Source organism: Priestia sp. FSL W8-0524 (assembly GCF_038005965.1).
GTDB classification, from domain to species: domain Bacteria; phylum Bacillota; class Bacilli; order Bacillales; family Bacillaceae_H; genus Priestia; species Priestia zanthoxyli.
Genome location: NZ_JBBOUG010000001.1, coordinates 3201729 through 3220826, shown reverse-complemented (window position 1 = coordinate 3220826; position 19098 = coordinate 3201729). Strand labels below are relative to the sequence as shown.

Here is a 19098-nt window from a genome sequence, read left to right as displayed (position 1 = left end):
TGAGCGATGAGCGAACAAATAGATGTTACGCAGGAATTAGCGAAGCTTCAGCAAAGAGTTGAACACCTAGAGAAAAGAGTGGAAAAAGCAGAGTCTAAGCAAGGCCCTTTATGGTTTCTATGGGAAGCTATACGATCGATTTTAATTGGACTATTTATTGTAGGACCTGTGGTCGCCATTATTTTTGGCGTGTTAGGGGGCACTATCCGGAAAATAAAAGACCCGTTTCTTTATTGAAACGGGTTTTTTATTATTATTTGTTTTCTGAATCAGTACGAAACTTCGTGCTGACAAAAATGATAATGGCTAATAGAATCACAATTGGCAGCCAAATAATTTCAAATTTATAAGCTGGCTCTGCAAGTGCGGCGATAACAGCGCCAAAGCAGTAAAGCACAAGAGACAGCGCGCGAAGAATCGCATCGGTGTTAAACGTTTTGCGGTAGCGAGGGCTGCGAAAACGTGCCGTTACGTCTTCAAAGAAGTTAGCAAGCGTCCCTGTTAATACAGTTGTAGAAATTCCGGCTACGCCAAGCTTTCGAGCGGCCGTTGTTTGAAGACCCATTGCTGAGCTTAATAAGAAAATAAATAAGTAAGTTAAGTGTAAAGAAGGAGAAAACGAAGATAAAAGTGCAAAAACAAGTAAAATCAATCCTTCTATTCCAAGGGCAATCGTTACGGCTTTAGGCCAAAACGTTTTTTCTTTGTTTCCAACTAGGATTGCAGCTCCTACAACTCCTACAATAAAACCTCCTAAAGCTGTGAGGGAATGAAAAACAGTTGTTTCAAGCGAGTTTCCGATTGCTAACCCAAGCAGCACGATGTTTCCCGTCATATTTGCAGTAAAGATATGGCCAAGGCTTAAGTAGCCAATCACATCGACGATACCTGCTGTTACGCAAAGAACGAGCAAAATAATGTTTCGATAAGTAGAATTCGTCACGGTAAGTCATCCTTTCTTTTTATACCAACTAAACAGTTTACCGTGAAGAAAAAAATCTGTCCAGAGAGTTGTCCTACAAATTTTCAAGTGTGTCCCACCCAAAAGCCACTTCAGATAGAGATGTACCATCAATGATAACGTCGGCGCGATCGATTCTTTTTCCGCCAAGCGCTTCATAAAATTGACAGGCGCCGTTTTGTTCAAAAGCCCATGTGAGCATCGTATGTATATCACGGTCTACAAGCTCTTGCGCTATTTTATGCATAAGCGCTTTGCCAATTCCTTTTCGCTGATGCTCTGTGAGTAAATACATGGCATACAGTTCTCCGGTATAGGAAGGATGCTTGTTGGTTCTTTCTTTACCATAAGAAGCAAAGCCTACGATTTGACCGTTTTCTTCTGCAACGAAAACAGAATTTGATTCCAGCTGCTTTTTCCAGACGGCTTTTCGCTTTTCAGCGTTCAACGAATGTAAAAAAGAATCCGGAACAAGTCCTTTATAAGTCGATTTCCAGCTTTCTACATGTACGTGGGCAATGCCCGCTTCATCACCAATTCTCCCTTGACGTATCATCTGCTCACCTCGTTTTTTTCTATATTTTAACATAAATTTAAAGGTGGTATCCCCGTTTTTCCGTTTTCTTTGTATATATATAGTAGCTATTTTACATAACAAAGGAGATGACGTAATGAGTAAATTATTATTAAAAGATCAGCCGTTACTTGTACTGCCGGCGCTTGCAGTCAAAGTAGGAGTGAACGGAGCGCTGTTTCTTCAGCAGCTTCACTACTGGCTTGAAAAAAGCGTAAACGTGCAGGACGGATATACGTGGGTATACAATACCAATCAGCAGTGGCTGCAGCAGTTTCCGTTTTGGTCGCTTTCAACGATTCAACGCATCATTTCAAAGCTTGAAAAAGAAGGGTTAATTATAAAAGGAAAATACAACCGCTCTAAATTTAATAATACGGTTTGGTATAGAATTGATTATGAGCAATTAGAAAAGCTTATGCCAAGCGATGAATTTGAAGAGCTCGAAGATGTCAATTTGACAGAAAGGGCTAGTCAAATTGAAGCAGCGGAGCCGGTCACAGTGAAGGCGTCATTAACAGAGACTACAGCAGAAAATACAACTCAAATAAAAAAAGAAGAAGACGCGCATGACGCTTACGTCCAAACGTTAGAAGCTGCTTTTATTGCTAGAAGAAACCGAGGGGTGTATCCTTCAGCGAATGACTTGAAGCATATGTACGAAGTCGCAAAAAGCGAAATACCACTAGAAACGGCGCTATCAGGACTGCATGAAGCATTCGATCACTACGAGCCTAAATACAGTGGTGATACCATTCGAGCGTTTGCTTATATCAAACAGCATCTTTTTCATAAGCATTATGTAACATCACAGCGAGCGCTAGCGAGTCAACAGACTGACAAGCCGATTTCCTACGTCAATAAAAAGCGTGTCGTTCGCAGAGAATTGACGCCGGATTGGCTAAGAGAAAATGAAGAGGCAGCGCCTTTGGCTTCAGCTTTTAAAGACGATGCTCACTTTGAAGAAGAAAAGAAAAAGCTGGCAGAAAGTCTTCGCGAGCTGGAGCAAGAATTAAAAAATAATTGAAAATACCACTGGACTTTTATAAGATAAAAGATAGTAAACCTTTTGAAGACGAAAGGTTTACTTGGTAAAAGAAAAGCGGCTTTTAAAGAAGGTGCGCCATAAACGTGATAAAATTTTTGTTTTTGCTGTTCATGCCTACAATCTTTGTTTTTTTCGGTTTGTGGCTTATCCAAAATGTGTTGGTAACATTTGTTTGCTTTTACGGCTGGATGTTTATGATTTTATATGCGAATAATAAAATTAACTTTAAGGTAGCGCTTACAAAGAAATCTCTGTATGTGGGAACTCTCAGCGGAATTCTATGTGCCGCTGCGATAATTGGAAGCAGCCTGCTTTTTTCTGGTAAAATCTTTCATGTGAAAGATATGCAAGCGGTTTTGCAAATATGGGGATTTAGCGGGTGGAAAGTTATCGTTTTAGCCGTCGTTTTGATTTTTATTAATCCTGTTTTAGAAGAAATGTATTGGCGGGTGTATATACAAAATAAAGTGAAAAAGCATGTTTCTGTACTTGCTTCAAGCGCTGTTACATCAAGCTTTTATACGCTTTATCACGTATTCATTATCCTTCCTGTTTTCGTATTTCCGTTTAATATGATCTCGGTAATAGGCGTCTTTTCAGCAGGTATGATGTGGGCGTATATAAGAGAGCGATATGGTATCAAAGGGGCCATCATCAGTCATGCGTTAGCGGATGCGGCGATTATGATTGTATACGGATTATATGTAAGATAGTGGTATTATATCAAAAAACCATGAATCGTTATTCATTTATAACTTGTTTTCATGGTATAATAACAATAATAGTAAAATTTTATCAACACATTTGAATTGAAATAATGTATACTTGTAATACAAAGATTGAAGCGTTTACATAAATCGGAATACACATAGTTAATCTGGGTCCGATGAACACTAAAAAAAGAGAGAGAGATAATTACTTGGAGGAGGAATAGAAGTATGTTTGTACCTATTGAGCGTAAAAAAGTATCTAGTCAAGTGCTTGATCAATTAAAGAAGATGATTAAAGAGAAAACGTTCCCGCCAGAGTCTCGTTTACCGTCGGAACATGAACTGTCAAAAATGTTTGGAGTGAGCCGCGCACCAATTCGTGAAGCGCTAAGCGTTCTTTCTGCCAGTGGATTGATTGAATCAAGACAAGGCGGAGGAAGCTACGTAAAGCGTGTAAACTTAGTGGGGATGCTTGATCCAATGACGTTTGAAATGGTTGAAGCAGATCAGGTTCTTGAATTAATTGAAATGCGTATTATCATTGAGTCGCAGGCAGCAAGCTTAGCCGCGCTGCGCCGCACAGATGAAGAACTGATTGAAATTAAAGAATCGTTAGAAGCATTTAAAAAGACGGTTCATAACAGTGAAGAAATTGGACATGAAGCAGACTATCGTTTTCACCATGATATCGTGAAAGCAGCTCATAATTCATTCCTTCTTCATGCCGTAGAAGATTTAGGGCATTTATATCGAAAAGCGCTTGCTTATTCGTTAAATAAAAGCCAAAAAGAAAATCGCAAGCAAACGGATGCTGACCATGAACGCATTTTTGAAGCGATTAAAAATGGAGAGCCAGAAGAAGCAGCAGAAGCGGTTCGTGATCACTTAGAGCACGTTCGCCAAAAAGTAATGGTATCTCAATAATAAAAAAACGACAGCCGGAGTGGTTGTCGTTTTTTATTGCTTACTTATATTGTTTTAGAATTCCTCTCCAACTTACACACCCACCGGTAATACTGCACCACCATCCAAAACAACAGTGGATTTAAGAGGAGCGAATACCACCACGTCCACCATCCGTAGTGAAAATAACCCCAAGGAGCAGGGAGAAGAGCCACTACTTCATAAAGTAAAACAGCAACCGACCAAAATAAAATATAGGCGGCTTTTTTTGTGAGTTTCCCGGCAAGGGGATAGTAGGTAAGAAAAAGCATGTTTACAGGCGGAATGAGAACAGTATAAGCAAAAATACCTTGCCAGTCCGTCTCTTGTGTAAAATACCAGTAGCCGTGAAATTTGAAATTAATAAAGACGTCAAAGATGTGCTGAGCAGCAATGGTGAACATCCAAATGTGTACAATTTGATTTGCTGTGAAGCGCTTGTTTGTTTTAAAAGCAAGAACGTTAAATACTAAAATAGAAAGAATTAATCCAATCATATTGGTTCTCCTTTTGGCTTCTTGACTATATTGTATAATTTTAGGAGATTAAATCCAATAGAGAAATGGACATACTACGAATTTTCTGCGGTCTTTTTCACAGTGACGGACTGTACTTTTTTTCGATTTCTTAAAAAGGCGATCACGAGTAAAAAAGCAGGAATGACAATTTGAAACGGAAGATGTAAAGTGAACGGAATAATTTTTAAACCTTCATAGACATGTTCGAAATAGTTTTGAGCAAGAGACAATGAATAAAACAAAATGACCAAGCCGATTGGAAATACAAGCGGTGACGGGTTTTTAAGCTCAAACACGTGAGAAAGGCCCAGCACGGTGGCGTAGAAAAACAGACCGATTTTAAAGAAGCCGCCAGTGATTAAAGCCACCATGAAAAATACATCAAGCCGCTCTAAAAACCCTGCAAATTGAATGCTTTGAACGGTGCTTAAAAGCGGAAAAGCAGACCTCGATGTTAAGGTAACGCCCAGCACACCTATATTCACGATCATTGTGATCATAAGATTAATACCGTTTAATGTGATTGCGCTGAATACAATCAGAGCGGTCTTTTTCACATTTTTTGTATACGGGAAAATCATTGCAAATACAATCACTTCACCAAAAGGAAAATAAAGCGTTTGGCTGTAGGCAACGCGAAGCACCGGAGCGATGCCTTTTTCAAGAATCGGCCGCAGGCTTGTAAAATCAATGAGGCCGGAAACAAAGATAAGAATAAAGCCAGCAACGGCGAGTACGTAAATGAAGAAAAACAGCAGTTCCGCCGAACGTGCCATTACTTCAATTCCTTGGCGAACGGTATAGATAATTCCGAGCATCAGTAAAGCGTTCACTATAAAAAGCGGCGTATCGGGATAGACGAACGTAAGAAGCATCGCGCCAAAATCGCGCAGCACCCGCGCGGCTCCATTCGCAAAATATAATATGTAAAGAAAAGCAAGTATGCGTCCCGGCACTTTTCCAATAATTTTTTCGATATACTCCGTCAGGGCTAAATCCGGATAATAGCGGTGCAAGCGATAATACATAAAAATAAGTGCATAGCTGCTGATCATACCAACTAAAATAGCAATCCAAGCATCTTGCTTAGCATCCATTGCTAAGCCGACTAAAAAGGCGCTGCCAATCTCAAAGAGCGTAATTAACACAAACAGCTGCCATCCGCTAATTCGAGCTTTTTCCACTGCCTATCCGCCTCCTTTTCTACAGCTAGTATGCGCTTTTTAACGTGAAGCATATGCATCATGTAAGTAAAGAGTTGGAAAGGAAAAAGGGATATTTTGTTAAAAACTAAGTGCGCTAGCCGAAGATATAAGAGAGAAGTACGTAAAAGGAGAGAGCGTATTGGATTTATTTGAAGTTATATTGAGTATCCATATTGGACTCGGAATGATTTGTTTGCTTTCAGGAGCGGTGTCCATGCTAGCGGCTAAGAAAAAAGGAGGGCATACCAAATGGGGAGAAGTGTACCACGGTGTTTACGCAGCCCTAGCCGCTACAGCTATCATGTTAGCGATTTGGAAATGGAATGAAATTGCCTATTTATTTTATATTGCGGTGTTTTCATACGGATTAGCGGTATACGGGTACTTAGCACGCAAGCAAAAATGGAAGAGCTGGCTTCAGCATCATATTCGCGGGATGCTGGGGTCTTATATCGGAGCGGTTACCGCGCTGCTTGTGAATATTGGAGACAGTATTCCGCTGTTAAATATGCTTCCGCCTCTTTTTTATTGGTTTTTGCCGACGATTATTGGCAGTCCGCTTATTTACTTAGTCGGAAGACGCTATCGAAAAAATCCTTCCGTTTCTAAAAAAATATCATACTAACGAAAAAAGCCTTTTCTCTATAAAAGGCTTTTTTCTATGGCGAACATTTGTGCTATGATAGAGAAGCAAGGAGGATACAGCATGAAAGAAAATCATCAGTTTACCATACATACAGATAAAGAAAAGCTTGATATAGATGTTATCTACTCGTACCTTCATCATGAATCGTACTGGGCAAAAGGAATTCCGCTTCACCTTGTTCAAACGTCTATTGAACACTCCGTTTGCTTTGGCGTGTATGATGAGTGCGATAAACAAGTAGGGTTTGGACGGATTATTTCAGATTTTGCGACGTTTGCTTATTTTGCGGATGTGTTTATTCTTCCGCACGCGCGAGGCAACGGCCTTGGAAAAGCATTGGTACAAGAAATGATTCGCTATCAGCCGATTCAACACGTACGAAAAATTTTACTAGCGACAAAAGATGCTCACGGTTTGTACAGTCAGTACGGATTCAAAGAAGTCAAAAACAAACAGCTGTTTATGCAAATTTTTAAAAAGGGCATGTACGAGCGGGCGCTTTATTCAAAAGAAAATAAAATACTGCCTGGAAAAGAGGGATAGGTATGGCTGAAGAGTTACGTAAAAGCGTATTTAATGAAGAGTTGATTACGCACTTAAGCGACACTTTTTCACGTGAAATGAGCTCATTTGATCAAAAAGCGTTTCATGAGCTGGTTTTTCAACAGGACTGGGAAGACTTAGCGCTGAAAGAGCGCATGAGAAGAATTACGTTTTCCATGCATGAAGTGCTGCCAGATGATTATGAAGAAGCGCTTCATATTTTATATAAAGCGGCTCCAACGGTAGGAGGGCTTCAAGGCACGGTTTTTCCAGATTACGTGGAACTATACGGATTAAACGATTGGGAAGCTTCCATAAAAGCACTCGCGTTTTTTACGCCGTTTTCCACATCAGAATTTGCGGTGCGTCCATTTTTAATTCAAGATCAAAAACGAATGCTCCAGCAAATGATTGAGTGGGCAGGAGATGAAAACCATCATATTCGCAGATTAGCAAGCGAAGGGAGCCGACCTAGACTTCCGTGGGGACAATCAGTACCTGCGTTAAAGCAGGATCCAAAACAAACGCTGCCGATTTTAGAGCAGTTAAAACGCGATGAATCGCTCTATGTCCGCAAAAGCGTAGCCAATCATTTAAACGATATTTCGTACATAGAAAAAGATTGGATGCTTGATGTGATGAAAAGCTGGTACGGAAAAGATGCTAAAACCGACTGGATTGTTAAACACGCGTGCCGTTCACTGCTGAAAAAAGGAGATTCTGAAGCTCTGTCTCTTTTTGGCTATGGAGATGACCCAGGCGTAATTGTCACAGGTCTTGGCTTACATCCACATACGATTACAATCGGTGATAGCATTGACTTTTCATTTGAGCTATCCGTGGAAAAAACCATGCCGCTTCGCATAGAGTATGGAATTCATTACGTAAAAGCAAAAGGAAACCGCACTCAAAAAGTGTTTATGCTAAAAAATGTTCAAGCAAAAGCCGGCCAAACGCTTACCGTCACAAAAAAGCATGCATTTAAAGATTTAAGTACAAGAAAACATTACAGCGGTACGCATACGCTTTCTGTTATTGTAAACGGAGTGGTAAAAGCAGAAGCGGACTTTGTGATAGAGTAGCTCTTTCCTTATGGAGAGAGTTTTTTTATGTTTCTATAGAGTTGATAAGGAAACTTAAATCAATAGGTTGCTGCCTCTTTACTTATTTACAAAATCGACTGAGAAACATCCATTTAAATTCCTTTTATGGTATATTAATCCTTAGGGAGTGATAAAGTGAAGAAATTTATGGTGGGCACATTGAGTGCTTTTTTGGCAATGTCATTGGTAGCGTGCTCAAACTCTGCTAGCAAAGAAGAGAGCGGCTATAGCATTCAAAAAGTGAAAGTCAAGATAACAGATGATGCCAATTTAATTGGAAAAGTTGGTATACAAGATAGCAAAGGAAAAATGGTCGATGTAAAACCAAAAGCGCTGTATTACGAGTTTAAAATGAAGCAGCAAGGCAAGCGTAAATTCTATCAAAATGATAAAGACGAAATAGAAGCTAAAATTATACCGAATGAAGATTTAAAGAAAGCATCTATCAATACAGTAGGCGTTAATGTATTTGATGAAGGGCATGAGCAGTTCGGTACAGGTATGGGAATTGAAGAGTTTAACTATATGAAAAAAGGAAAAGTCGATGTGCACTACGATTTGGGTGCGACTGTTAAAAACAAAGAAATGCCTCTCGCTCCGTCCGATCAGAAATTAAAAAACCTCCAAAAGGTGGCGAGACAGGGAAAGCTCGTCATTACAAGAAATAACAAAGAAATTGGTCGATATGATTTAGAGACGTTAGAATCTGTAAAGAAATGATCAATAGCTGCATGGAGTATGTGCAGCTAAATTACGGACAGTGGGGGCTCAATGAAGGACTAAAGTTTATAGCAGTTCATACATAAAAGAGAGGCTGGACCAAATGTATTTTAGCCGAAGGGAAAAATGAACCATTGATCAACATGTTTGATTAGTGGTTCGTTGTTTTGTTAGGTTGAACGTATATTTCATGTGTTTCATTCTTTCTAGCAGTTGATTGGAGGGTAAGGCGAAGACTCCTGCGGAAAAAGCGGGACTGGTGAGACCCCGCAGGAGCGCAAGCGACGAGGAGGCTCAGCGCCCGCCCGCGGAAAGCGAAGCCTTGCATGGAAATCAACTGCGGTTGAACAAGAAGTCCGAATTGTTAATCCAGATTATTTGTCTTCAGATTGAATTGATTCTGCTATGTCTCAATCCTTTTTTATATAAATGCACTCATTTGATACATTAAAAATAGTCAAAAAGGTTCAGCTCCCTTATCTTGAAGTTATTTCCTTAAACGGTATAATTACTTATGTAACATTTTAAATATTTTAAAAATTTAAAATGTCTAATCAAGGGGATGGGGAGGAGTAAATGAATGAAAAAAACTGTAAAACGAACGGCCGTGCCGGCGATTTTGTCAATTGGATTATTGCTGTCGCCGCTTGCGGTACAAGCTGAGGTGCCTTATTACGGAAAAGACTACAGTCAGCCGGAAAAAATTAGAGCGCTTTATCCGGAAATAAAGGTGAATGAAGCAACGCCGGCATTTCTGAAAGGGCAAGACGCATTTACGACTCAAGAAGAAATGATGAGCTATGTTCAAACGCTTGCTCATAAAAGTCCGTACGTAAAGCTGAAGATTATCGGTAAATCACAGCAAGGGCGAGACATTCCAGCTCTATATTTTTCGAAGGAAAAGAAGTTTGCTGATGGAAAGACATCTAAAAAGCCAACGATTTGGCTTCAAAGTCAAATTCATGGTAATGAACCGGCAAGCGGTGAATCCGTACTCGCCGTTGCAACGCGTTTGACACAAGACTTTGGAAAAGATGTGTTAAATAAAGTCAACATTGTCATTGTGCCACGCATTAATCCTGACGGATCTTATGCATTTAAACGTCAGCTAGCAAATAATTTAGACGGAAACCGCGACTACATAAAGCTTGAAAGCCCGGAAGTACAGAGCGTACGAGCTGAATTTAACCGTTTTTCACCAGAAGTCGTCATCGACGCTCATGAATATACGCCTTACAGCAGCGGATTTAAAAATATCGGTAAAGAAGGCGTGTGGAAGTATCACGATATTTTACTGCAGTCCGGTCGAAACTTAAATATTCCGCAGAACATTCGCGACGTGTCGGATGAGCTGTTTGTGAACAGTACGCTTACAGCCATTGAAAAGCAAGGCTATTCAGGAGAAGTATACTATACGTCTCAAGTGAATAAACAAGGGAAGCTGGAAGTAGAAGAAGGCTCAGTTGAACCGCGAATCGGCCGAAACTCACTAGGCTTGTATCCATCGTTTTCATTTTTAGTCGAAAGCAGAGGAATCGGCATTGGCCGAGAAGATTTTCCGCGGCGAGTGAGTGCGCAAATTGCTACACAAGAAAAGCTGATTACACAAACAGCCAATCACGCCAAACAAATTAAAGCGCTGATTGCCAAAGAAAAAGCGGCGCTTGTCAAAAAAGGCAAAAATGCAAATGATCATGATCCAATTGTGGTGAACAGTGAAAATAAAAAAATACCAAACTCGACGTTAGAAATGGTCGATGTAGAAAGCGCGTCTGTTAAAGAAATTCCTGTGACGTACTACAGTGCAAAGAAAGCAACGCCGACGCTTGTCCGCGAACGTCCGACTGCTTACCTTTTAAAACCGGGACATGAAGAGTTAGCAGAAAAACTGCAGGGACAAGGCGTAAAAGGCTTCAAGTTAACGAAAGAAACGGCTCTTTCAGTAGAAGCGTATAATGTCAGCAGCCGCATTGAAAATGAAGTCTATGAAAATAAACCAAATGTGGACGTGCAAACAATCGTCAAGTCAAAAACGGTGACGTTCCCAAAAGGAAGCTACGTCTTTTTAACGTCTCAGCCGCAAAACAATTTATTGTCTCTATCGCTTGAGCCAGAATCTGTGGACAGCTTCACAACGTTTGGTTATTTGCCTTCAGAAGTAGGACAAGAACTTGATGTTTACCGGTTTACACGTTCCATTGAAAAATCGCCTTTGCAAAAAGAATCCCGTAAATAATGAAAAAGCGTGGAGCTTGGCTTCACGCTTTTTCATTATGATCACGTGACTGCTGTCGGTTTTTTCTTCTTCTAGAAAAGAAATAAATAAAAAAGCCGGCTAATACAAGAAGTGTAATAAGAAGAATACTAGTAGGAAAGTAAAGAGAGCCTATCTGAATGCCCAAGTAGTTTAACATTATCATAACTTCCTTTCTTGATAAAAAATGGTTTATTTTACTAAATACCCTTATAAGCTAATAGAAAACGTTTCAGCTGTTTTAGTAGGGAATGGATTGACTCCGTGCGCCCACAACCACGACATGACCTTGTCTCATCTCTTCTATATACCGGTTTGCCTCCCTGTTAGATAAGCCGAGTGAAGCCATCTTTGAAAGAAGCTCATCTTCTCTTGAAAGAAGCATATTGACCGCCGTTTCAAAAATACCTTGCTCTGCCATTCTGTACTTTTTTGTATGTGTTGCCTCCGTTAAATGCTGAGCCCATTCTTTATCGTAGGCCAGCAGATAAATCTCTTTGCTTGTAAATCCTTTCTTTAAAAAAGAACGGATGACGCAGACTGCCTCCTCTTGGTTTTCTGCTACTTGAATGTGTTTCATACACGAACCAAACCTCCTGATAAAAGATATTTCCGAAATACATCTTCTACTCATCATGTAGCCTTTGTTTCCAACTTTAAACTTGTTTTCTATCAATTTTCTCAGATAGTAAAAGAGAATAGAAACATCATAAATTTTCAAAAAAAGATGTTTGAACTTCAAAACAGAAGGCTAAACCTAGACTATACTAAAAAGTTCCATCAAAAATAGGAGGAGATTAAAATGAATTTACAAGATCAACAAACACAAGGCCAGCCCGAGCAAACGCAAGACCGCCAGCCGGGTATCGAAAGTGAGATGAATCCTCTCCCTATTTATGAGGATGACAATTACATTGGTACAGGAAAATTAAAAGGAAAAGTAGCGCTGGTTACCGGGGGAGACAGCGGAATTGGACGAGCTGTATCCATTGCTTATGCGAAAGAAGGAGCGGACGTAGCCATCGTTTACTTAAACGAACATAGCGACGCCGAGGAAACAAAAGCCCGCATTGAAGAAGAAGGTGTAAGATGCTTGCTGATTGCAGGAGACGTAGGAGACGAATCATTCTGTAACGAAGCGGTAGAAAAAACGGTGAGTGAGCTTGGAAAGCTAGATATCCTTGTGAACAATGCAGGAGAGCAGCATCCAAAAGAAAGCATTAAAGAAATTACGAGTGAACAGCTTGAACGAACGTTCAAAACGAACTTTTATTCATACTTTTATTTTACGAAAAAAGCGCTTGATTATTTAGGAAAAGGCAGTGCGATCATTAATACAACGTCCATTAATCCTTACCGCGGGAATCCTCAGCTGATCGATTATACGGCGACAAAAGGTGCAATTAACGGCTTTACGCGCAGTATGGCGCAAGCGCTTGTCAAAGACGGTATTCGTGTGAACGGCGTAGCGCCGGGACCAATCTGGACACCGCTTATCCCGTCTACTTTCTCAAGTGATAAAGTAGGAGAATTCGGTACAGATACGCCTATGGGAAGACCTGGGCATCCTGTGGAGCACGTAGGCTGCTATGTGCTGCTAGCTTCAAATGATTCATCTTATATGACGGGTCAAACGCTTCATGTCAACGGCGGAGATTTCATGAACACATAATTGCTTCACCTATTATAAAGGAGGAGAAAACGATGGGAGAGCGCCAGAAAAGATCTATTTCAAATACACCAAAAAAACGAGATGAAACGGAGCAGCGTGTAACAGATCAAGACGAAACGTTGTTTGAACGTTTTAAAGAAGAAGAAACGGTGGATCCTATGCCAATGGAAGATATAAGACTTGAACAAAAAGAAGAGAAAAATAAAACAAAAACAAAAGATGAATCGGGTTCTGAAAACATCCATTATCGAAAATAAAAAACAGCCTTCTCGGGCTGTTTTTTTATCTGTGTTTCTATATTAATGAGCATTAGAAGCAATGACAATTTTTGAATCATCTTCTAATGCCTGAGCAAGATTCGATTTAATTCGTATATGGTCAAAACTTAAACCAAGCTGCATCGCAGTAGTGGCTAATTCAGGACGAATGCCCGATAAAATCGATTTAACGCCAATTAAATCAAGCGCATTTATCAGCTGAAACAGCTCATGCGCGACCATTGTATCGATCATCACCACTCCTGACAAATCAATATACAAATGAGAGATTTGCTTCTCGGCACACTGTTTTAACGTGCTTTCTAGGATCATTCTGGCCCTTGCCGTATCAATATCTCCGACTAACGGTAAAAGAGCCACGTCTTTTTTAATCACAATAACAGGTGAACTTAATTCATGAATCATTTCCTGCTGAGAGCGAAGGCGGTTTGAGGCATATTCCTGCGCTTCTGTGATGAATTTCAAAATAATAATATCAAATACCCGTACTACTTTTTCATTCCACATATCGATATGCTGCTGAGTGATGTCATCATGAAGTTCTGCAAATCGGCGAATATACTCACAGTATTGTTTGCGGACGTTCATAAATTCTTTAATAATACTTTGAATGGGGGTTCTGAGATGCTGTTGGTCTTTGGCAACTTTATTTAGCCACGTGTTAAAAGAGTCAAAAAAGCTTTTTTCATCTTCTATAAAGACGTTGCTAATATATAAATGAAATTCATAGTTTTGCGCTTTTAAGCGTTGAATGACGTCAGGATCATTAGAGGTATATACGCCTTCAGAAGATGTTTTATCCAAAGATTCATACCATTCTTCCGTCATAGCTGGTGCGCTTTCTAGCAGATAAGAACGTAAAGCGATATCTTTCTTCACTGTTATTCTCCTCTCAAACTGATAAAACATGCGCAGGTGCGCAACGTATTTATTATAGCATCTTTTCTATAAAGATGGATATGAAATGTATGTTTATTTTGCGTGTGAGGTTTTAAGTGATTGTATATAGGGAAAAATTTTAATAAAAGGGGAAAGAGGGAAAGTATGAATACCGTGACGAGCGATCAGTGGAAATGGTATCAGTTTGATTTAGAAGAAGCCGATGGAATAGCTGATATAATCAAAGACTATCAGTATCCAAGAGATGAATGGTTTTGCCAGCAGCTTCAAAAGAAAAATTCTAATCATATTCAAGTAGATGTAATAGGAGAAAGTGAGCTCATTTATGGTTCACTGATTTATCATAAGAAGTCGTTTGATCAAAAAAATTACGATTCGTTTCATTTTTATATTACTGAGGAATTTATTATAACGGCAGGAATCGATTTGAAAATCCTTGAGAACACCAATCACGAACGAATGATTGAACGCATGAAGCAGGCTGCTAACACGGCGGAAAGTTTTTTTATTCTTTTAGGCGAAATTATGAAAAAACACTTAAATGGGTTTGATCAGTTTGAAAGTCATTTCAGAGAGCTTCTGTGGGAAGTGCGCCATAATAATAACATCGACGTGTTAGATGACATTCATAAAGCGCGCTATGACCTGCTTATATGGACAAATTTAATCAGTTCTGTTCGAGAAGTTACCATGGGAATAGAAGAAGCGTTTCATAAAAAAATTAACCAAACGATTCAATATCAGCGAATGTGTAAAAAAATAGAAATTGGCCTCACGCTGATTGAACAATATCAAAAAGAATTTGACGCGTTAATTAAATTAGAAGAAGTTGTGTCTACTCACAGAGGAAATGAGATTATGAAAGCTTTAACGCTTTTAACAGCAATTAGTACGCCTTTAACCGCTTTTGGAGCCCTTTGGGGAATGAACTTTAAAGGGATGCCGGAGCTTGATTTGAAGTTTGGATATATCTATGCACTCATTTTAATTGTGCTTTCGACCATTGCCATTTATCTCTATTTACGAATGAAAGGGTGGACGGGCGATCTTTTAAAAGGAAGAAAAAAGAACTCATTTTTTAAATAAGCTTTAATAAAAGAGGTTGAGACATAACTAAATGAATCCAACCTAAAGACGAACAAATGAGATACATGAGCTGGACTGCTAGAAGGAACAAAACAGATCAAACTATATTCACCATCACAAAAAAACGAACCACTCATCAAATATATTAATGAGTGGTTCGTTTTTCACTTGGGCTAAATCTCAGCCTCTTTGTTGTTTGTTATCCTCGCCTCCACGTCGTAGGCTCACCTGAACGAAGGCATCTTGGGAATAAATCGTTTTCTTTTAGCTTTACTTGATTGCCGTTTTCGTCGGTATAGCGCCCAGTTTGCGGAACCACTTCTCCGGTTGAAAAGGCGTCATCTACGGGCTTCCACGTCGTTGATTCACGTGTGTGCGGGCAAGGTGTAAAAAGATCATCTTTTTGAAAGAGTTTAATTTCACCTTCCGCACAAATGTAAGCGCCCGATTCTGGTACAGCTTCACTCGTTCGATAAATGTTCTGTACGGTCTTCACACGCATCCAACCTTTCTTTTTGATTAGTTGTATTTTAATGTTCCTGTCGTGGCGTCCATGTACGTGCGGTCTTCTATAATATCCGAGTCGTCTAGCTTTCTAAAAGGAGCGCAGTAGCAGACAACACCCGTCTCGATTTCAATTTCTTGAAATCCGTATGCACGGCAAAGGTATTCGCCGACCTCGCTTGGAGCTGGATGCGTATCAAGCTCATCTAACGCTTCATTAAACATCTCTAAAAATTCTTTTTTTGAAAATTTTTTCTCATGATGCAGTGTTACTGGATCTCCAGAATCTGTTCCTTGTGCTAACGCGTAAAAATACATCATCTTCACTCCTTATATATATAGTCGTGCTTTTGCTGAAATGTAGAAACATTGATTGTTAGTAAGTAAATTCCCTTAAATAAACAAAATAAACGCATTTGGAAGAAAACGGTTTCTTTATGATTGTTATCTTAGAGAGAATTCAGTGCTATCAGCGTTTGATAGCAAGCTGCCACAGGGTGATAATCGGCTTTAGGAGCCGGGCTTTTTTTCGAGCTGTAGCGTTCGTTTTGCTGATTTAACAGCTGATACCAGCCTCCATATGTGTGATCGATAAAGTGTTTCTGACAGTAGGAGAACAGGGCGTCGTATGCTTTCCAATATCCGCTGTCTCCGGTTTTTACCCCGAGCAGTGAAGCCGCAGAAATGGCTTCGGCCATCACCCAGTAGTTTTTATCGGGGTCAATGACCTCTTCTTGAGGAGACAGCGCAAAGTAAAGACCTCCGTACTTAGCATCCCAGCCTCGGTTCCAGCCCTTATCAAACAAATACTTTGCACGTTCTGTCATCCAGTTTTCCGAACGGTGCCGATCAAGCCATAAAAGCAGCTTGCTCCATTCAAACTGATGTCCTGGTATAAAGCCGTACGGACGAAATTCATCTTTTGTATTGTTTTTATTGTAGTCCCAATCCGGCTGCCAGTCTGTATCATAATGCTCCCAAATCATGCCGCCAGATCGTTCAGCAAGCTGCTGAGTAACACCTTTTGCAAGCGTGTACGCTCGGTCTACGTATTTTTTATCTCTTGTTGCTTCAAAGGCAGAAAGCATCGCTTCACACATATGCATATTTGCATTTTGGCCGCGGTACAAAGAAGAAGCTGACCACGATGCGTCCCATTCGTCTCGGTAAAAGCCGTGCGCATCTTCCCAAAAGTACTTTTCCATCACGTCATAGACCTGTTCAATTGTTTCTTTTGCTTCTTGAATACCGGCTTGATACGCGATGGAAGAAGCTAAAAGAGCAAAAGCGTGGCCGTATGCTTGTTTAGAATCATCTTTGACTTTTCCGTCATCGGCTATTTCAAAAAAATACCCGCCGTGCTCTCTATCATAATGGTTGTTTTGTAGAAAACGAATGCCATGCTGAGCTGCTTCTTTGCACCAATCCTGTCCGTCTAAAAGAGCCCCTACACTGAAGATATAAATAAAGCGCGCCGTACTTACCAAGTGCTTTGAATGCGTGTTGTTGACGGTGCCGTCGTCGTAGTATTCATGGATATACCCGCCGTTTTTTTGGTCAATACAAGCTGGGTAGTAGAAATGAAGCGTATCAAAAATATGCTGTTTTAATGTGTGGGGTTTTCGAAACGCAGTTGAGGAAAAATCCGTTGCCGTGTTCATTTTATCACCATCTCAATCTTTGTTTTTAATTGTTTTTTACCCTAAGCCATTGGGAGTAAACGTAAGGGTTTTTTTGCTGTTTTTGCTCTATTATTCTATTTTTGTTGAAAATGTATCAGTTTGGAAACAAGTTTGAAATATTTTGATATACTTTTGACACGATTATCCGGTATTCTAAAAGTACGTGCTAGCTGGAACGAACAAATGTACAGAGCCTCTAGACGTCAAATGATTTTATTTAGTGTGGCTAGTTTAAGGTTGAGCTTAAACATCGGATCCTGTTTTCACTTAATCTATTAAACTGGCAACATGTATTTCTATTATATTTTGCAAATGAGGTATAAAAAATGACAGAAGTGAACAAGCAAAGATTTTACAAAAAATTAGCGGTAACAGGTCTTGCTTTTACACTTGTAGGAGCTGGAACTCTAGGTCTTCATTCCTTACATTTTACGGGTGAGCCAACTGTCGCAAGCGCAGCAGCGGAAACCTATACAACCACGGCGAATTTAAATATTCGAAGCGGTCCATCGACGTCCAACGCGATTATTGCGACAGTTAAACAAGGCACACAGCTAACGGTAGTTGGACAAGCAGCAAGCGGCTGGCTTAAAGTAAGCTATCAAGGGAAAACGGGCTACGTAAGCAGTGAGTATGTTAAAAAGTCAGCGAGTTCAACGACCAAAACTTATGTAACAACGGCAAATTTAAATATTCGAAGCGCTCCATCGACGTCAAGCGCGATTGTTGTAACGGTCAAACAAGGCACGCAGCTAACGTCGACAGCACAAGCAGCGAACGGCTGGCTAAAAGTAAGCTATCAAGGGAAAACGGGTTACGTGAGCACGCAGTACGTAAAAGAATCAACGGGTTCTTCTGAACCGGCTCCAGCTCCAGCTCCAGCTCCGGAGGCTTCTGTCTATGTGGCAACGGCGAATTTAAATGTTCGAACAACTGCTTCAACTTCTGGTGCGGTTATCGCAACACTGAAAGCCGGCACACAGCTCGACGTCACGGGTAAAGCAGCAAACGGCTGGCTGAAAATTACGTATCAAGGGAAGGTTGGCTATGTAAGCGGTCAATACGTACGAGCATTAGCTGGGATGAAAGTGGTTTCGAACCCTGAAAGTATACAAGTTGTTGTGAATAAACAAAACAAGCTTCCGGAAAACTACGTTCCGAAAGATTTAGTATATACAACGATTCCGTTTACATTCAAAGAACAAACGGAAAAGAAAAAAATGCGCAGTGAAGCAGCCGCTGCTATTGCACAGTTATTTGCAGGTGCGAAAAAACAAGGCGTTACGCTTCTTGGCGTATCAGCTTACCGTTCACATGCAACGCAAAGCGCGCTTTTTAGTTCGTATGTTCAACGAGACGGTTATGATAAAGCGGCAACTTATAGCGCCTTGCCAGGCACGAGTGAACATGAAACGGGTCTTGGAATTGATGTAACAAAAGGAGACGGCACATGTGCTGCTCAAGACTGCTTTGGCGGAACAAAAGAAGCAGCTTGGCTCGATGCCCACGCAGCCGAATATGGATTTATTATTCGTTATCCAAAAGGGAAAGACGCGGTAACCGGCTATAAATATGAGCCGTGGCATTTACGCTATGTAGGCAAACCAGTGGCGCAGGCGATTAAGAGTAAAGGCATTACGCTTGAAGAATATTACGGAATTAAGTAGGTTTAAAAAAGAGGCTGGAATAAAAGTAGCTTAGTTGACGGAAGATCCGAACGCGTTTGATTTAGAATCAAACGCGTTCGGATCT

The 19098-nt window shown here is 40.3% G+C and carries 23 protein-coding genes; 13 read left to right on the top strand and 10 right to left on the bottom strand.

Annotated elements, in window-relative coordinates; genetic code table 11:
* Positions 1 to 6 precede the first annotated feature (6 nt).
* On the top strand, positions 7 to 237 hold the full coding sequence (locus tag NST66_RS16810) for a hypothetical protein (RefSeq protein WP_340843552.1): 231 nt from the start codon (positions 7 to 9) through the stop codon (positions 235 to 237).
* 16 nt (positions 238 to 253) lie between these two features.
* Here the strand turns inward: NST66_RS16810 and NST66_RS16805 are convergent, their stop codons facing one another.
* Positions 254 to 943: a YoaK family protein gene (locus NST66_RS16805; protein WP_340843551.1), complete on the bottom strand. Its 690-nt coding sequence runs from the start codon at positions 941 to 943 to the stop codon at positions 254 to 256.
* A gap of 73 nt (positions 944 to 1016) precedes the next feature.
* Positions 1017 to 1517: a GNAT family N-acetyltransferase gene (locus tag NST66_RS16800; protein WP_028414706.1), complete on the bottom strand. Its 501-nt coding sequence runs from the start codon at positions 1515 to 1517 to the stop codon at positions 1017 to 1019.
* Positions 1518 to 1632: 115 nt separating this feature from the next.
* Between NST66_RS16800 and NST66_RS16795 the strand changes: the two genes are divergently transcribed.
* The 3 genes from NST66_RS16795 (at position 1633) to NST66_RS16785 (ending at position 4217) form a co-directional block, all read left to right on the top strand.
* Entirely contained in the window at positions 1633 to 2562 is a 930-nt protein-coding gene (locus tag NST66_RS16795; RefSeq protein ID WP_182030348.1) for a hypothetical protein, read from the top strand.
* Between the two features lie 104 nt (positions 2563 to 2666).
* The gene (locus NST66_RS16790; protein ID WP_155007807.1) at positions 2667 to 3296 is read left to right on the top strand and encodes a CPBP family intramembrane glutamic endopeptidase; all 630 of its coding nucleotides are present in this window, start codon (positions 2667 to 2669) and stop codon (positions 3294 to 3296) included.
* 225 nt (positions 3297 to 3521) lie between these two features.
* Positions 3522 to 4217 carry a FadR/GntR family transcriptional regulator gene (locus tag NST66_RS16785; protein WP_013058211.1) on the top strand — a complete coding sequence of 232 codons (696 nt, stop codon included), beginning with the start codon at positions 3522 to 3524 and terminating at the stop codon, positions 4215 to 4217.
* 44 nt (positions 4218 to 4261) lie between these two features.
* On the opposite strand, the gene NST66_RS16780 is transcribed toward NST66_RS16785, so the two are convergent.
* The gene (locus NST66_RS16780) at positions 4262 to 4732 is read right to left on the bottom strand and encodes a hypothetical protein (RefSeq protein WP_028414703.1); all 471 of its coding nucleotides are present in this window, start codon (positions 4730 to 4732) and stop codon (positions 4262 to 4264) included.
* Positions 4733 to 4806: 74 nt separating this feature from the next.
* Positions 4807 to 5937 carry a GerAB/ArcD/ProY family transporter gene (locus NST66_RS16775; RefSeq protein WP_028414702.1) on the bottom strand — a complete coding sequence of 377 codons (1131 nt, stop codon included), beginning with the start codon at positions 5935 to 5937 and terminating at the stop codon, positions 4807 to 4809.
* A gap of 160 nt (positions 5938 to 6097) precedes the next feature.
* Between NST66_RS16775 and NST66_RS16770 the strand changes: the two genes are divergently transcribed.
* The 5 genes from NST66_RS16770 to NST66_RS16745 all read left to right on the top strand — a co-directional run bounded on the left by NST66_RS16770 (position 6098) and on the right by NST66_RS16745 (position 11206).
* Positions 6098 to 6583, top strand: coding sequence for a hypothetical protein (locus tag NST66_RS16770; RefSeq protein WP_047750315.1), 486 nt, complete (start codon positions 6098 to 6100; stop codon positions 6581 to 6583).
* A gap of 81 nt (positions 6584 to 6664) precedes the next feature.
* Complete coding sequence (locus NST66_RS16765; RefSeq protein WP_047750316.1) at positions 6665 to 7147, top strand: GNAT family N-acetyltransferase; 483 nt, start codon at positions 6665 to 6667, stop codon at positions 7145 to 7147.
* Between the two features lie 2 nt (positions 7148 to 7149).
* On the top strand, positions 7150 to 8229 hold the full coding sequence (locus NST66_RS16760) for a DNA alkylation repair protein (protein WP_049165773.1): 1080 nt from the start codon (positions 7150 to 7152) through the stop codon (positions 8227 to 8229).
* A gap of 156 nt (positions 8230 to 8385) precedes the next feature.
* Positions 8386 to 8970: a hypothetical protein gene (locus tag NST66_RS16755; RefSeq protein ID WP_155009934.1), complete on the top strand. Its 585-nt coding sequence runs from the start codon at positions 8386 to 8388 to the stop codon at positions 8968 to 8970.
* Between the two features lie 580 nt (positions 8971 to 9550).
* Positions 9551 to 11206: a M14 family metallopeptidase gene (locus NST66_RS16745; protein WP_243494956.1), complete on the top strand. Its 1656-nt coding sequence runs from the start codon at positions 9551 to 9553 to the stop codon at positions 11204 to 11206.
* A 22-nt stretch (positions 11207 to 11228) separates the two neighbouring features.
* On the opposite strand, the gene NST66_RS16740 is transcribed toward NST66_RS16745, so the two are convergent.
* Positions 11229 to 11384: an intracellular growth attenuator family protein gene (locus tag NST66_RS16740; protein ID WP_141483553.1), complete on the bottom strand. Its 156-nt coding sequence runs from the start codon at positions 11382 to 11384 to the stop codon at positions 11229 to 11231.
* Between the two features lie 81 nt (positions 11385 to 11465).
* Positions 11466 to 11804 carry a general stress protein gene (locus NST66_RS16735; protein ID WP_243494955.1) on the bottom strand — a complete coding sequence of 113 codons (339 nt, stop codon included), beginning with the start codon at positions 11802 to 11804 and terminating at the stop codon, positions 11466 to 11468.
* Between the two features lie 222 nt (positions 11805 to 12026).
* On the opposite strand from NST66_RS16735, the gene NST66_RS16730 reads away from it, so the two are divergent.
* Positions 12027 to 12896, top strand: coding sequence for an SDR family oxidoreductase (locus NST66_RS16730; RefSeq protein WP_028414695.1), 870 nt, complete (start codon positions 12027 to 12029; stop codon positions 12894 to 12896).
* A 32-nt stretch (positions 12897 to 12928) separates the two neighbouring features.
* Positions 12929 to 13153, top strand: a complete 225-nt coding sequence (locus NST66_RS16725; RefSeq protein WP_243494954.1) for a hypothetical protein — start codon at positions 12929 to 12931, stop codon at positions 13151 to 13153.
* 42 nt (positions 13154 to 13195) lie between these two features.
* On the opposite strand, the gene NST66_RS16720 is transcribed toward NST66_RS16725, so the two are convergent.
* Positions 13196 to 14053 (bottom strand): STAS domain-containing protein, encoded by an 858-nt coding sequence (locus NST66_RS16720; protein ID WP_099331198.1) that lies wholly within the window; start codon positions 14051 to 14053, stop codon positions 13196 to 13198.
* Between the two features lie 165 nt (positions 14054 to 14218).
* Here NST66_RS16720 and NST66_RS16715 point away from each other — a divergent pair, with 165 nt between their 5' ends.
* Positions 14219 to 15160 carry a magnesium transporter CorA family protein gene (locus NST66_RS16715; protein ID WP_243494953.1) on the top strand — a complete coding sequence of 314 codons (942 nt, stop codon included), beginning with the start codon at positions 14219 to 14221 and terminating at the stop codon, positions 15158 to 15160.
* Between the two features lie 199 nt (positions 15161 to 15359).
* On the opposite strand, the gene NST66_RS16710 is transcribed toward NST66_RS16715, so the two are convergent.
* The 3 genes from NST66_RS16710 to NST66_RS16700 form a co-directional block, all read right to left on the bottom strand.
* A complete protein-coding gene (locus NST66_RS16710) occupies positions 15360 to 15662 on the bottom strand; it encodes a hypothetical protein (RefSeq protein WP_205689803.1) in 303 nt (100 codons plus the stop codon).
* Between the two features lie 17 nt (positions 15663 to 15679).
* Entirely contained in the window at positions 15680 to 15985 is a 306-nt protein-coding gene (locus NST66_RS16705) for a hypothetical protein (protein WP_243494952.1), read from the bottom strand.
* A 128-nt stretch (positions 15986 to 16113) separates the two neighbouring features.
* Positions 16114 to 17325, bottom strand: coding sequence for an AGE family epimerase/isomerase (locus NST66_RS16700; protein ID WP_310877647.1), 1212 nt, complete (start codon positions 17323 to 17325; stop codon positions 16114 to 16116).
* Positions 17326 to 17672: 347 nt separating this feature from the next.
* On the opposite strand from NST66_RS16700, the gene NST66_RS16695 reads away from it, so the two are divergent.
* Positions 17673 to 19013 (top strand): SH3 domain-containing protein, encoded by a 1341-nt coding sequence (locus NST66_RS16695; RefSeq protein ID WP_221817660.1) that lies wholly within the window; start codon positions 17673 to 17675, stop codon positions 19011 to 19013.
* The last annotated feature ends 85 nt before the right edge of the window (positions 19014 to 19098 follow it).

Coding starts and splice junctions, on each gene's coding strand:
- NST66_RS16760 (WP_049165773.1), top strand. CDS start 7,150: ATGGCTGAAGAGTTACGTAAAAGCGTATTTAATGAAGAGTTGATTACG.
- NST66_RS16730 (WP_028414695.1), top strand. CDS start 12,027: ATGAATTTACAAGATCAACAAACACAAGGCCAGCCCGAGCAAACGCAA.
- NST66_RS16740 (WP_141483553.1), bottom strand. CDS start 11,384: ATGTTAAACTACTTGGGCATTCAGATAGGCTCTCTTTACTTTCCTACT.
- NST66_RS16700 (WP_310877647.1), bottom strand. CDS start 17,325: ATGAACACGGCAACGGATTTTTCCTCAACTGCGTTTCGAAAACCCCAC.
- NST66_RS16765 (WP_047750316.1), top strand. CDS start 6,665: ATGAAAGAAAATCATCAGTTTACCATACATACAGATAAAGAAAAGCTT.
- NST66_RS16745 (WP_243494956.1), top strand. CDS start 9,551: ATGAAAAAAACTGTAAAACGAACGGCCGTGCCGGCGATTTTGTCAATT.
- NST66_RS16695 (WP_221817660.1), top strand. CDS start 17,673: ATGACAGAAGTGAACAAGCAAAGATTTTACAAAAAATTAGCGGTAACA.
- NST66_RS16725 (WP_243494954.1), top strand. CDS start 12,929: ATGGGAGAGCGCCAGAAAAGATCTATTTCAAATACACCAAAAAAACGA.
- NST66_RS16710 (WP_205689803.1), bottom strand. CDS start 15,662: ATGCGTGTGAAGACCGTACAGAACATTTATCGAACGAGTGAAGCTGTA.
- NST66_RS16780 (WP_028414703.1), bottom strand. CDS start 4,732: ATGATTGGATTAATTCTTTCTATTTTAGTATTTAACGTTCTTGCTTTT.
- NST66_RS16705 (WP_243494952.1), bottom strand. CDS start 15,985: ATGATGTATTTTTACGCGTTAGCACAAGGAACAGATTCTGGAGATCCA.
- NST66_RS16715 (WP_243494953.1), top strand. CDS start 14,219: ATGAATACCGTGACGAGCGATCAGTGGAAATGGTATCAGTTTGATTTA.
- NST66_RS16800 (WP_028414706.1), bottom strand. CDS start 1,517: ATGATACGTCAAGGGAGAATTGGTGATGAAGCGGGCATTGCCCACGTA.
- NST66_RS16735 (WP_243494955.1), bottom strand. CDS start 11,804: ATGAAACACATTCAAGTAGCAGAAAACCAAGAGGAGGCAGTCTGCGTC.
- NST66_RS16795 (WP_182030348.1), top strand. CDS start 1,633: ATGAGTAAATTATTATTAAAAGATCAGCCGTTACTTGTACTGCCGGCG.
- NST66_RS16785 (WP_013058211.1), top strand. CDS start 3,522: ATGTTTGTACCTATTGAGCGTAAAAAAGTATCTAGTCAAGTGCTTGAT.
- NST66_RS16810 (WP_340843552.1), top strand. CDS start 7: ATGAGCGAACAAATAGATGTTACGCAGGAATTAGCGAAGCTTCAGCAA.